Origin of the sequence: Streptomyces montanisoli, from assembly GCF_017813245.1 — a bacterium.
In the GTDB taxonomy this organism is placed as follows: Bacteria; Actinomycetota; Actinomycetes; order Streptomycetales; family Streptomycetaceae; genus Streptomyces; species Streptomyces montanisoli.
This window is the reverse complement of record NZ_JAGIQL010000175.1, coordinates 1-12,065: the sequence shown is the minus strand read 5'-3', so window position 1 is coordinate 12,065 and position 12,065 is coordinate 1. Positions and strand designations below refer to the sequence as shown.

At 74.5% G+C, this 12,065-nt stretch carries 11 protein-coding genes; 1 reads left to right on the top strand and 10 read right to left on the bottom strand.

Features of this window, described 5'->3' with window-relative positions; translation table 11 throughout:
• Positions 1–197: 197 nt before the first annotated feature.
• The 9 genes from JFN87_RS28130 to JFN87_RS28090 all read right to left on the bottom strand — a co-directional run bounded on the left by JFN87_RS28130 (position 198) and on the right by JFN87_RS28090 (position 9,770).
• Positions 198–809, bottom strand: a complete 612-nt coding sequence (locus tag JFN87_RS28130; protein ID WP_209344474.1) for an NUDIX hydrolase — start codon at positions 807–809, stop codon at positions 198–200.
• Between the two features lie 44 nt (positions 810–853).
• Positions 854–1,096, bottom strand: a complete 243-nt coding sequence (locus tag JFN87_RS28125) for an acyl-CoA carboxylase epsilon subunit (protein WP_209344472.1) — start codon at positions 1,094–1,096, stop codon at positions 854–856.
• Positions 1,093–2,724 (bottom strand): acyl-CoA carboxylase subunit beta, encoded by a 1,632-nt coding sequence (locus JFN87_RS28120; protein WP_209344470.1) that lies wholly within the window; start codon positions 2,722–2,724, stop codon positions 1,093–1,095. The genes JFN87_RS28125 and JFN87_RS28120 overlap by 4 nt, the downstream gene beginning before the upstream one ends.
• On the bottom strand, positions 2,721–3,722 hold the full coding sequence (locus JFN87_RS28115) for a Gfo/Idh/MocA family protein (protein ID WP_209344468.1): 1,002 nt from the start codon (positions 3,720–3,722) through the stop codon (positions 2,721–2,723). The genes JFN87_RS28120 and JFN87_RS28115 overlap by 4 nt, the downstream gene beginning before the upstream one ends.
• Positions 3,719–5,218 carry an NDP-hexose 2,3-dehydratase family protein gene (locus JFN87_RS28110; RefSeq protein WP_209344465.1) on the bottom strand — a complete coding sequence of 500 codons (1,500 nt, stop codon included), beginning with the start codon at positions 5,216–5,218 and terminating at the stop codon, positions 3,719–3,721. Before JFN87_RS28110 ends, JFN87_RS28115 begins: the two co-directional genes overlap by 4 nt.
• A gap of 64 nt (positions 5,219–5,282) precedes the next feature.
• Entirely contained in the window at positions 5,283–6,056 is a 774-nt protein-coding gene (locus JFN87_RS28105; protein WP_209344463.1) for an SDR family NAD(P)-dependent oxidoreductase, read from the bottom strand.
• Positions 6,057–6,070: 14 nt separating this feature from the next.
• Positions 6,071–7,381 (bottom strand): lipopolysaccharide biosynthesis protein RfbH, encoded by a 1,311-nt coding sequence (rfbH, locus tag JFN87_RS28100; protein ID WP_209344478.1) that lies wholly within the window; start codon positions 7,379–7,381, stop codon positions 6,071–6,073.
• Between the two features lie 41 nt (positions 7,382–7,422).
• The gene (locus JFN87_RS28095) at positions 7,423–8,652 is read right to left on the bottom strand and encodes a nucleotide disphospho-sugar-binding domain-containing protein (RefSeq protein WP_209344461.1); all 1,230 of its coding nucleotides are present in this window, start codon (positions 8,650–8,652) and stop codon (positions 7,423–7,425) included.
• Between the two features lie 32 nt (positions 8,653–8,684).
• Positions 8,685–9,770 (bottom strand): NAD-dependent epimerase/dehydratase family protein, encoded by a 1,086-nt coding sequence (locus JFN87_RS28090; RefSeq protein WP_209344443.1) that lies wholly within the window; start codon positions 9,768–9,770, stop codon positions 8,685–8,687.
• Between the two features lie 182 nt (positions 9,771–9,952).
• On the opposite strand from JFN87_RS28090, the gene JFN87_RS28085 reads away from it, so the two are divergent.
• Positions 9,953–10,576 carry a dTDP-4-dehydrorhamnose 3,5-epimerase family protein gene (locus JFN87_RS28085; RefSeq protein WP_209344441.1) on the top strand — a complete coding sequence of 208 codons (624 nt, stop codon included), beginning with the start codon at positions 9,953–9,955 and terminating at the stop codon, positions 10,574–10,576.
• 212 nt (positions 10,577–10,788) lie between these two features.
• On the opposite strand, the gene JFN87_RS28080 is transcribed toward JFN87_RS28085, so the two are convergent.
• Positions 10,789–12,065: nucleotide disphospho-sugar-binding domain-containing protein (locus JFN87_RS28080; protein WP_245182105.1), on the bottom strand; the 1,277-nt coding region annotated here is incomplete at its 5' end.

The following is a 12,065-nucleotide window of genomic DNA, read 5'->3' as shown; positions in this document are numbered from 1 at the left end:
TCGAGGACGACGTCCTCGTCACCGCCGACGGCTCGGACGTCCTGTCCGGCGCGCTGCCGCTCGACGCGCCAGGCCTGGAGCGCTGGATGCGGACCCCGCAGTCCTCCTAGTCCGCCCCACCGCCGCAGACGCGCCCCTGGCCCGCCGGCGGGGCCCCGCCCCGCCGCCCGCGCGGGCCCGCCTCGGCGGAGCCGCGGTCATGCGACCCCGGCCGCCATCTCGCTGACGTCGAGCGCTCCCGCGTCGGCGACCGACGCGTCGAAGAGCGCCAGTGCCGCCAGGGTGAGCGCGCAGTGGACGCCGCCGCCGGCGAGCGTGGCGCCGAGGCCGTCGAAGGGGAACCACTGCGGCGGGGCGTGCGACTCCAGGGGCTCGGGGGTGCCCTCGACGGCCTGGTCGGGGTCGACCTCGGCGACGAGCACGCCGACCGTGTCGTCGATCATCCCGGTGTCCGCGTGGATGGTGCCGAGGCGGCGCAGCGCGGTCGCCCGCAGACCCGTCTCCTCGCGCAACTCCCGTGCCGCGGCGGCCTCGAAGGGCTCGCCCTCCAGGCACATGCCGCGGGGGAACTCCAGGGACACCTCGCCCACGGCGTAGCGGTAGACGGGCATCAGGGCGACCAGCGGCCCGTGCCGCGGGATCACCACGACGCCGCTCTGCGCCGGGCTCCAGCGCAGCTGGCGGCCGGTGGCGCCCGCCGCGGAGCTGACCTCGTCGTTGAACAGGCGGCCGAAGTCGTTGCCGAAGACGCGGACTTCGCGCCGGCGCACGATGGGATGGGGTTGGTCGAGTCTCACGCCGGTGTTCATGGTGTTCCTGCTCTCGTCGGGTGACGTGTCGGGCGCGTGCGGGGCTAGAGCGGTGGCTGCCAGGCGGGGCCAGGACCGCTGGCCCAGCTCTCGGGCGACGGGGCCGCGCCGCCGCGCGGCCAGGAGACGGCGCTCTCCCCCGGCGGGGCGGCCGCGTCCGCCGCGTTCCCGGCGGCGGCAGCAGCGGCCGCGCGCACCGCGAGCAGCACGGCCATCACCCCCGCCAGCTCCTCGGGGCTCGCCTCGCCGCGTTCGACGCGCACGAGGGGCTCGGCCGCGGCGCTCACTGGGGCTGGTTCCCGTGCTTGCGGCTCGGCAGCGGCGCGTGCTTCGCGCGCAGCATCTCCAGCGCGCCGATGAGCCGCGCGCGGGTGTCGGCCGGGTCGATGACGTCGTCCACGAGGCCGCGCTCGGCCGCGTAGTACGGGTGCATCAGCTCGTCGCGGTAGGACTCGATGAGCTCGGCGCGGGTGCGCTCCGGGTCGGGGGACGCGGCGATCTGCCGGCGGAAGACGACGTTGGCCGCGCCCTCCGCGCCCATCACGGCGATCTCGTTGGTGGGCCAGGCCAGGGAGACGTCCGCGCCGATCGAGCGGGAGTCCATCACGATGTAGGCGCCGCCGTACGCCTTGCGCAGGATGACCTGGACGCGCGGGACGGTCGCGTTGCAGTACGCGTACAGCAGCTTGGCGCCGTGCCTGATCACGCCGCCGTGCTCCTGGTCGACGCCGGGCAGGAAGCCGGGCACGTCCACCAGCGTGACGAGCGGGATGTTGAAGGCGTCGCACATCTGCACGAACCGTGCGGCCTTCTCCGAGGCCTGGATGTCGAGGACGCCCGCGAGGCTCGCGGGCTGGTTGGCGACCACGCCCACGACCTGGCCGCCGAGCCGTGTCAGGGCGCACAGCACGTTGGGCGCCCACCGCTCGTGCACCTCGAACCAGTCGCCGTCGTCGGCGATCGCCGTCAGGACGGCCCGCATGTCGTAGGCGCGGCCCGGGTCGGCGGGCACCAGGTCGTACAGCTCCTCGGCACGCCGGTCGACGGGGTCGCCGGTGGGCTCGGCGGGCGGCACCTCGCGGTTGTTGGAGGGCAGCAGCGACAGCAGGTGCCGCACGTCCTCGAAGCACTCGGCCTCGTCCTGGTGGGCGAACGCGGCGACGCCGGTCACCGCCGCGTGCACGTCGGCGCCGCCCAGGCCGTTCTGGGTGATCTCCTCGCCGGTGACCGCCTTCACGACGTCGGGTCCCGTGATGAACATCTGGGACGTGTCGCGGACCATGAACACGAAGTCGGTGAGGGCGGGCGAGTACGCCGCGCCGCCGGCGCACGGCCCGAGCATCACGCTGATCTGCGGGATCACTCCCGAACTGCGCACATTGCGCTGGAAGATGCCGCCGTAGCCGGCGAGGGCGGTGACGCCCTCCTGGATGCGGGCGCCGGCGCCGTCGCACAGGCCGACGATCGGCGCGCCGGTCGACTCGGCCAGGTCCATGACCTTGTGGATCTTCTGGGCGTGTGCCTCGCCGAGCGCGCCGCCGAAGACGCGGAAGTCGTGCGCGTAGGCGAAGACGCGGCGGCCGTCGACGAGCCCCCAGCCCGTGATCACGCCGTCGGTGTGCGGGCGGCGGTCCTCGAGCCCGAACCCGGTGGCGCGGTGCCGCCGCAATCCCTCGATCTCGGTGAACGTGCCCTCGTCGAAGAGGAGTTCAAGGCGCTCGCGCGCCGTCAGCTTGCCCTTGGCGTGCTGCGCGTCGGTCGCCTTCGCGCTGGGGCCGCGCAGCACCTGCTCGCGCAGCGCCGCCAGTTCGGCGACGCGCTCCGCGGTGGACGGCGGCCCGGTCGGCTGCGGGACGGCGGCCGCGAGCACCGCCTCGTCGGGGATCAGCGTGCGTTCTTCCTCGATGACGGTCATCCGTGTCCTCCTGACAGGGGGCTTGCCACGCGGTCGGCGGCCGCGCGTATCTCGTCGAGCAGTTCAGCCTGGCGCACGGCCAGGGCCTCGGTCCTCGCGTCCACGGGACCGCCGCGTGCGGCGCGCACGAACGCCCGCACCGCCGCGGCGACCTGGTCGTCCGCGCCGAGCACCACCTCGCGCTGCCCGCCGGGACCCGAGAGCGCGAGCCGCGGCCTGTGGTCGGCGGGCGGGGTGAAGGCGGGCTCGACCACGAGGTGGCCGGCGCTCCCCCAGACCTCGTAGCGGGAGCGGTAGGCGTGCTCCATGCCGAAGGCGAGGTGCGCGGTGACGCCGCCGGGGCCGCGCAGCAGCGCGGCGCCCGAGGTGTCCACGTTGCGGCCCTCGGAGCGGTCGAGCACCGCGCCCGCCACCGTGAGCCCGGGGCCGAGGAGTTCGAGCGCGGCGCGCACCGGGTAGTAGCCGACGTCGAGGAGCGCGCCGCCGCCGAGGTCCGCCCGGTAGCGGATGTCGCCGTCGGGCCTCGGCGGCACGGCGAACGAGGCGCTGAACACGCGCGGTTCGCCGATCGCGCCGTCCGCCACCAGCTGCCGCGCGACGGCGTGCTGCGGGTGGTGCACGAACAGCACGTTCTCCAGCAGCGCGAGGCCGCGGACGCGGGCCAGCGACAGCAGGGCGGACGTGGTGGTGGCGTCGGTCGTCAGCGGCTTCTCGGACAGGACGTGCTTGCCCGCGATCAGCGCGCGCCGCACCCACGGGGCGTGCAGGGCCGCGGGCAGCGGCACGTACACGGCGTCCACGTCCCCGGCGGCGAGCACCTCGTCGTAGCCGGTGACGGGGCGGCCGCCGAAGCGGTGCGCGAGGTCGGCGGCGCGCGCCGCGTCCCGGCTCGCCACGGCGACCAGCTCGACGTCCGGGTCGGCGGCGAGCGCGGGCAGCATGCGGCGCCTGGCGATGTCCGCGCCGCCCAGCACCCCGACGCGCAGGGCGCCCGTCATCGCGCCTCCTGGCCCATCGCGTTGAGGCAGGTCAGCAGCGTGCGCGCCTGGACGTTGACGTAGTGGCCGTGCCTGATCAGGTCGCCGAGCTGGCTCACCGTCACCCACCGGTAGCCCGGCGGAACGTCGAGCGGCACGTCGTCGCCCGCCTCGAGGACGACGTAGCGGTTCTCGGCGTTCAGGAACCGGCCGCCCTCCTCCGCGTGGATGGCCTCGTAGCGGATGGCCTCGCGCGGCGCCGCGAGCACGTAGTCGAGGAACGGGGGGCGCTCGCCCGGGCCGAAGTCCTGGTAGTTCTCCGGCGCGTACTGGACGGTCGGCGCGAGTTCGAGGGTGTCGAGGAAGCCGCCCTCCACCTTGGCGTGCACGAGCACGTGCAGCACGCCGTCGACCTGGCGGGTCAGGAAGGCCGCCACACCGCGCGTGCGCGGCGCGATGAGCGGCTGCGTCCAGCTGCCGACCTCGCGGTTGCCCGCCTGCACGCGCACCGCGACGACGTCGAAGAACCTGCCGAGTTCGTGGTGGATGTCGTGCTCGGTGCGCACCCAGTGCGGCAGGCCCGCCAGCGGGACGCGCTCGGCGCGCACGTCGTAGCCCGACCGCTGGGCCGTGAACCACGACAGCACCTCGACGTCCGTGTGCAGCGCGCCGGCCAGCGGGTTGCGCGACCTGGCGAGCGAGGCCGCGAAGCCGTCGCCGTCCCCCGCCGTGCCCAGTAGGCCGTAGGGCTGGTCGGCTCCCCCGGTGGGCACGCAGGCGAGTACCGTGCGGGAGTCCATGTTGACGACGTTGTCCCGGTGCAGCAGGTCCCCGAGCTGGCCGAGCGTCAGCCAGCAGAAGTCGTCCTCGAGCGGCACGTCGTCGACGGCTTCGACGATCATGTTGCGGTTGCTCTTGTGGTAGAACCACGAGCCGTGCTCGGACTGCAGCACGTCGGCGAGCACGCGTCCGCGCGCCGCGCCGTTGAAGTACTCGATGTACTTCACGTCGGCGCCCTTGTGGACCTTCGTGTAGTTGCTGCGGGTCGCCTGCACGGTCGGCGAGAGCTGGAGCAGGTTGGGGTTGCCCGGCTCCATCTTGGCCTGCATCAGGAAGTGCAGGACGCCGCCGAACTCCTTGACGAGGATGCCGAGTATGCCGACCTCGGGCTGCTTGATGATGGGCTGGTACCACTCGCGGTGCGGGCCCTCGTCGGTGGTCACGTGCAGCCCCTCGACGCTGAAGAAGCGCCCGCTGCGGTGCACCAGGTTGCCTGTGCCGGGCTGGAAGGACCAGCCGTCGAGCTCGTGGAACGGGATCCGCTCGACGCGGAACGTGTTGGCCTTGCCGCGCGCGGCGAGCCAGTCGGCGAACTCGTCGAGGCCCAGGTGCGCGCCGTCGGTGGTGGCGGCCGAGCGGGCGAACCGGTCCGCGAGGCCGGGGTCCTCGCGCGGCCGCAGGGCGGTGGCGCGCGGGGCGGTCGTGGTGTGTTCCGCGGTGGCGGTGTGCGAGAGCATGCGGTACCTCTCCTTGAACTCCGAGTGTCCTGTGGGGTGATGGGGTGCGAAGGGTTCCGGCCGGTCAGCGGCCGCCCGCGACGGTGAGCGCCTCGCCCGTGATGTTCCCGTTGGCGGCGGAGCCGAGGAACAGCACCGCGCTCGCCACCTCGTCCGGTGTGCAGAGCCGGCCGGTCGGTGTCGCCGCGACCTCCCTCGCGCGCACGGGCTCGGGCAGCCCGCCGGCCAGCCGGGGCGTCACCGTCAGGCCGGGCGCCACGACGTTGACCAGCACGCCGTCGGCGCCGACGTCCCACATCAGGCTGCGTGCCAGGCCGTGCAGCCCCGCCTTGGCCGCCCCGTAGAACTCCTGGCCCCTGTTGCCGCCGAGGGCGTTGTGCGACGACACCAGCACGACACGCCCCCAGCCCCGCGCCCGCATGGAGCGCACCGCGCACTGCACCGTGCGGACGGCGGGCGCCAGGTTGCCGTCGACGACCGGCAGCCAGTCCTCCTCGGGCACGTCCTCGAAGCGGGTGCCCGGGGCCCTGCGCACACCCCAGCGCACCGCGCACGCCACGAGCACGTCGAGCGAGCCCCAGCGCTCCTCCACCTCGCGCACGGCGCGGGCCGGCGAGCCGGTGTCCTCCAGGTCGTAGTGGACGGCGAGTCCACGGCCCCCGTCCGCCTCCACCTCCGCCACCAGCTTGTCTGCGGCCTCCCTGCCGGTGCGGTAGGTGACCGCGACCCGCGCCCCCGCCGCGGCGTAGGCACGGGCGATGGCCTGCCCGATCCCGCCGGTGCCGCCGGTCACGAGGACGCTGCGGCCCGCGAGACCGAGGCCGGTGCTCGCTTCCATGGTGTCCCGCCTCCTCAGCCGTGGGTCTCGACGAACTCGCGGACGGACGAGACGACGTAGTCGAGCATCTCGTCGGTGAGCCCCGGGTAGACACCGACCCAGAAGGTCTGCTCGGTGATGATGTCGCTGTTCTCCAGCGATCCGACGACCCGGTGCGGGGCGTCGATGTAGGCGGGGTGGCGGGTCAGGTTGCCCGCGAACAGGCGCCTCGTGCCGATCTTCCTGCTCTCCAGGAAGTCCACCAGCGCGGAGCGGAGGAACGGTGCCGCGGGGTCGACGGTCAGCACGAACCCGAACCAGCTCGGGTCGCTGTTCGGCGTCGCCTCTGGCAGGATCAGCCACGGCACCCCGTCCAGGCCGTCGCGCAGCCGGCGCCAGTTGCGGCGGCGCGCGTCGATGAAGGAGTCCAGCTTGGCGAGCTGGGTGAGGCCGAGGGCCGCCTGGAGATCCGTGGCCTTCAGGTTGTAGCCGACGTGCGAGAAGATGTACTTGTGGTCGTAGCCCTCGGGCAGCGTCCCCATCTGGTACGTGAACCGCTTGAGGCACTTGTTGCTCTCGCCCGGCTCGCACCAGCAGTCCCTGCCCCAGTCGCGGATGGACTCCACGATCCGCGCGAGCGCCAGGTTCGACGTCAGCACGCAGCCGCCCTCGCCCATCGTGAGGTGGTGGGCCGGGTAGAAGCTGACGGTCGTCAGGTCGCCGAAGGAGCCGGTGAGGCGGCCGTCGTAGGTGGAGCCGACGGCGTCGCAGTTGTCCTCGATCAGGAACAGGTCGTGGTCCTCGGCGAGTTGCGCGATCTCCGCCACCTCGAACGGGTTGCCCAGCGCGTGCGCGATGATGATCGCGCGGGTCTTGGGGCCGATGGCCGCCTCGACGCGCGCCGCGGTGGTGTTGTACGTCCGCAGGTCGACGTCGACGAAGACCGGCACGAGGCCGTTCTGCAGGATCGGGTTGACGGTGGTGGGGAAGCCGGCCGCCACCGTGATGACCTCGTCGCCAGGACGCAGCCTGCGGTCCTCCAGCTGCGGCGACGTCAGCGCGGAGAGCGCCAGCAGGTTCGCCGACGAGCCCGAGTTGGTCAGGTGCGCCTTGCGCCGCTTGAGGCGGCGCGCGAACGCCGACTCGAACTTGCGCGACGACATACCGGCCGCGATCCGCAGGTCGAGTGCGGCCGTCACGAGGGCCACCCGGTCGTCCTCGTCGAGTACCGCGCCCGAGGGCCATATCTCGGTGGTGCCGGGGACGAACCCCGCGTCGCGCCACTGCTCCTGCTCCTGGTGGTACTTGCGCACCTCGTCGAGCACCAGCGCCTTGTGTTCGCTCATCTCGGCCATGTCCGCCTTCTCCTCGATCGATGTCCCGGTCTTCAGCCGCCCTGTGCGGCCAGATGGTGCAGTGCGGCGCTGGAAGACGCCTCGACGCGAAGTGGTGCGGCACCGGTGCCGCGCTCGCGCCCGGCCAGCCGCACGAGTGCCGGCACGGTCTCCGCGGGGCTCGGCGTCGCGCGCATCTCCTCGCGCAGCCGCCGTGCGCCGTCGCGGTGGCGCGGATCGGCGAGCAGTTCGCCCGCGGCGGCCGCGATGTCCTCGGGCGCGGCGCTCTGCGGCGCGAGCAGCCCCGCGCCGAGCGCTTCGACACGCTCGCCGTGCTCCGCGGTCCACGGCGTCTGCGGCACGACGAGCTGCGGCAGGCCGGCCGCGATCGCGGCGAGGCCCGTGCCGCTGCCGCCGTGGTGGACGACGGCGTCGCAGGTGGTGAGGAACAGGTCGAGCGGCGCCGGGTCCACAAGACGCACTGAGCGCGGCAGCGGGCCGAGCTCGGCACGGTCGGCGGGGTCGACGGTGACGACCGTCTCCGTGTCCGGCAGTCGCCCGAGCCCTTGCAGCAACCGGGCGAGCACGGCGGCGCCTTCGAGCGCCACGGTCCGCAGGCCCAGGGTGACGCAGATCCTCCTGCGCGCGGTCTTGCGGCTCGCCCAGTCCGGCACCAGGCCGCTCCCGGTGCCGGGCACGAACCGCACGGGCCGCGCCGGGGTCGCGCCGGGTGCCTGGAGCGACGGCGGGCACGGGTCGAGGACGAGCGCGGGGGCGGGCAGCCCGCCGGTGAGGCCGTGGCCCAGGCACGTCTCGCGCAGGGCGTCGCGCACGTGGCCGACGCGGCTGCTGAGCGAGTCGACGCCCCAGCGGTGGTGCACCACGGGCACGCCGAGCACGCCGCCCACGACCAGGGACGCGTACTCGAGCGGGTCCGCGAGGACCAGGTCGGGCCGCCACTCCCGCGCCACGCGCAGCGCGGGGCCGAGCACGTCGTCCATGCGGTCGCGGAGCCTGCGGGCCAGCGCCTCGTAGGGCGGCACCTGGCGGGTGTCGCCGCCCGCGTCCCGTCCGCCCGCCGCCCGGTGGGCGCGGCGGGCCGCGATCTCGCGCTGCTCGGTGCCGATCACGGCCATCGGGAGCCCCGCGGCACGCGCGGTGGCCGCGAGGTCGGGCTGCGCGGCCAGCAGCACCCGGTGGCCGGCGCCGCGCAGCGCCCACACCTGCGGGAGCAGCGGCATGAGGTGGGTGGGCACGGGGCCGGTCATCACCATGACGCGCATGGCGGATCCTTTCTTCCGTGGCGGCGCGCCCGTCAGAGCGCCGGTGCCAACGCCGGTGAGAGGGCCTGTGCGAGGGCGGGCGCCGGGGCGGCGGCCGGTGGTGGCGCCGGTGCGAACGCCGAGGCGAGCAGGTCGCGCAGCGACTCGTCGAGGTCGCGGCGCGGCCGCCAGCGCAGGAGTTCGCGTGCGCGCGCTATGTCGACCTGCTGCCACTCGACGTCGCCACGCAGCCCGTCGTCCGAGCGCTCCTCGACCACGGACGCCTCGACGCCGCTGAGCTCGATGAGCCGGTCGACGAGCCGCCGCACGTCGAGCGCGGTGCCACGGCCGATGTTGATCAGGCGCTGCCCGTCGCCCGCGGGCCCGGCCGGCGGCAGCGGCGCACGGGCGGCGGCGCCGACGGCGTCCGCCACGTCGCGCACGTCGACGAAGTCGCGGTGCGCGCGCAGCGGCGCGAGGCGCAGCACGGGTTCCGGCGCGCCTGCCCGGCGGCACCGCCCGACCTCGGCCAGGTGGTGGGCGATCATGCCGAGCAGGCTGCCCCGCGGCGCGTTCGGCCCGTACACGTTGACGATCCTGAGGACGACGGCGTCCACGAGGCCCTGCCGTGCCGCCCGCAGGACGACCTCGGTACCGAGCAGCTTTGAGCGTCCGTACGGGTTCACCGGGCGCGGCGTGCGGTCCTCGGTGATGCCGGCGCCGTGCGGCACCTGCCCGTACTCGTGCACGGAGCCGAGGTGGACGAGGCGCGGCGCGCGGTCCGTCGCGGCGACCGCGTCGACGAGGCGGCGCGTCAGCTCGACGTTGACGTCGTGGAGCTGGTCGTCGGACACACCCCACACGGCGCCCGCCGCGTTCACGACGGCGTCGACGCCCTCCTCGTCGAGGAGCGCGGCGAGCCGTGCGGGGGCCGCCGGCTCGCCCAGGTCGGCCCGCATGGACGTGGTGGTCCCCGGGACGCTCGTCCCGCTCCTCGACAGGCCGATCACCCGGGCGCCCGAGGCGCCGAGTGCCCGGCAGACGTGGCGGCCGACGAAGCCGGTCGCCCCGAGGACGGCGAACGTGGGTGCTGCCTGTGCCTCCGGGCCGGCCGTGTGGGACGGGGCGTTCTCCGACACCTGTCCGCACCTCCTTGGGTTCTGTCCGTGTGACGACGGCGCAGAGCGTGGCGGCGTGCGCTGGAGAACGGGTCGATCCGCGACCGTGCGGCCGGGGCGGCTCGCGGTCGGCCGCCGGGGCGCACGACCGCGCGTCAGGGCGCTACCGTCCCTCAAGCGCGGGTGCCTACAGTCCCGGGCCCATGGGGATCACAGAGATGGCCGTACCCGACGCGTACCGCATCACGCCGCGTCTGCTGGGCGACGCGCGCGGCAGCTTCCACGAGTCGTACGCCCACGACGCGCTCGCCGAGGCGACCGGCCACGTCTTCCGGCCGTCCCAGGTCAACTACTCGGTGTCGAGGCGGGACACACTGCGCGGGCTGCACGGCGTGTCGATCCCGCCCGGGCAGGCCAAGTACGTGACGTGCGTGCGGGGTTCGCTGCTCGACGTGGTGGTCGACCTGCGGCTCGGCTCGCCGACGTTCGGTGTGTACGACTCCACCGTGCTCGACGCGCACGAGGCGACCGCCGTGTACGTGGCGGAGGGCCTGGTGCACGGGTTCGTGGCGATGGAGGACGACACCTGCATCAGCTACCTGTGCTCGACGCAGTACGTGCCGGGCACGCAGTTCGAGATCCAGCCCTTCGACGCGGAACTCGCGCTGCCCTGGGAGCGGGCGGTCTCGCCCGGCGGGAAGGTGCTGATGTCCGGGAAGGACGAGCAGGCGCCCACGCTGGCGCAGGCCGCCGACCGCGGGCTGCTGGCGCGCTACGAGGACTGCCTGGCCCTGTACGCGCGGCTGCGCGGCGAGGCCGCGGCGTGACGGCCCGGTGCGCACGCGGCGCGGCGTGGGCACCGCACGGCACCGCACGGCGGAGGGCCGCACCCGGCGCGGGTGCGGCCCCTCGCGTGATCAGGGCGCGTGATCGAGACGCGCGATGTGGCCGCGTGATCGAGGCGCGTGCCCTCGCGTGATCCGGCCGCGTGAGCGTGGCGGCGAAGTGGCCGCGTGATCCAGCCGCCCGTTCGCCCGGTTCAGCGGCGCTCCGCCAGCGCGGTGAGGGTCGCCGCGACGGCCGCCGGCGCCGGGTTGCGCTCGTTCTCCTCGCGCAGCGCGAGCGCGGCGGCCCGGTACGTCCCGGAGCCGAGCAGTTCGGCGGCGGCGGCCTCGATCGCGTCGGTGTCGGCGAACTGCCCGGGGATGTCGAGACCGGCGCCGCTCGCGGTGACACGGCGGGCGATCAGCGACTGGTCGAGGCCGTTGGGCACGGCGAGTTGCGGCACCCCGGCGGCCAGCGACGTCGACACGACGCCGGCGCCCGCGTGGTGCACGACGAGGTCGCAGCTCGGCAGCAGCAGGTGCAGTGGGACGCGTTCGAGCACCCGCACCCCGTCGGGGACCTCGCCGAGGCGCGCGCGGTCCTCGCCCGTCACCGCGACGACGACCTCCACGTCGAGCCGGCCCAGCGCGTCGAGGATCCTCGGCACGGCGAACGTGACGGGCCCGTACATGCGTGTGACGGACGTGCCCCAGATGACGCACACCCGGCGTCGGGCAGGCCGCTCCATCGTCCAGCCGGGCATCGAGCCCGGCCCGTTGTACGGCACCACGCGCAGCGGCAGCCGCTCGGCGCCGAGCGGCGGGGCCAGGGGCCCGGGCGTCGGGTCGATCGCGTGCGTGACCTTCTCGAAGCCGGCCTGGCCCACGCCGTACCGGTCGAACGCCTTGCTCGTGTCGACGGGCACGAGGTCGAGCCCCGGCTCGCTCTCGTCCGTGCCGACGGCGCCCCACAGGTGCACGGCGGACGGCACGCCGAGCACCCGCGCGTTCAGCAGGCCCTCGATGGAGACCAGGTCGTGCACCAGCAGGCCGGGCCGCCAGGCGCGGCCGAACGCGACCGCCGCGTCGGTGCTGCGGGTCGCGGCCGCCACGATCCCGGGGTTGTGCTCCTCGAACCATCCGCCGAGGTCGAACTCCGCGAGGTCGCCCAGCGGTTCGCCGGTGAGCGGGTGCGGCGGCAGCTCGGCGAACGGCCACAGGCCGTCGCGGGCGTTGAGGTAGTTCTGCAGCCTGGCCTGGAACGTCATGTCCCAGCCGTCCAGGATGGGCACGGGCGTCAGCCCGGCGCGCGTGAGCTGGTCGGTCTGCGACGGCGCGCACACCACGCGCACGTCGTGCCCGGCAGCGCGCAGCGCCCAGCCGAGCGGCACCATCGGGAACCAGTGGCCCGGCCAGTCCGACACGGCGAACAGGACGCGCAGGGCCCGCCGTCCGCCGCGCCCGCCCCCACCACGGTCGGTGCCGGTGTGCT

What these genes read in the sequence shown, in the direction of transcription:
- JFN87_RS28120 (WP_209344470.1), bottom strand. Translation starts at nt 2,724, where the DNA reads ATGACCGTCATCGAGGAAGAACGCACGCTGATCCCCGACGAGGCGGTG.
- rfbH (WP_209344478.1), bottom strand. Translation starts at nt 7,381, where the DNA reads ATGAGCGAACACAAGGCGCTGGTGCTCGACGAGGTGCGCAAGTACCAC.
- JFN87_RS28130 (WP_209344474.1), bottom strand. Translation starts at nt 809, where the DNA reads ATGAACACCGGCGTGAGACTCGACCAACCCCATCCCATCGTGCGCCGG.
- JFN87_RS28110 (WP_209344465.1), bottom strand. Translation starts at nt 5,218, where the DNA reads ATGCTCTCGCACACCGCCACCGCGGAACACACCACGACCGCCCCGCGC.
- JFN87_RS28085 (WP_209344441.1), top strand. Translation starts at nt 9,953, where the DNA reads ATGGGGATCACAGAGATGGCCGTACCCGACGCGTACCGCATCACGCCG.
- JFN87_RS28115 (WP_209344468.1), bottom strand. Translation starts at nt 3,722, where the DNA reads ATGACGGGCGCCCTGCGCGTCGGGGTGCTGGGCGGCGCGGACATCGCC.
- JFN87_RS28105 (WP_209344463.1), bottom strand. Translation starts at nt 6,056, where the DNA reads ATGGAAGCGAGCACCGGCCTCGGTCTCGCGGGCCGCAGCGTCCTCGTG.
- JFN87_RS28095 (WP_209344461.1), bottom strand. Translation starts at nt 8,652, where the DNA reads ATGCGCGTCATGGTGATGACCGGCCCCGTGCCCACCCACCTCATGCCG.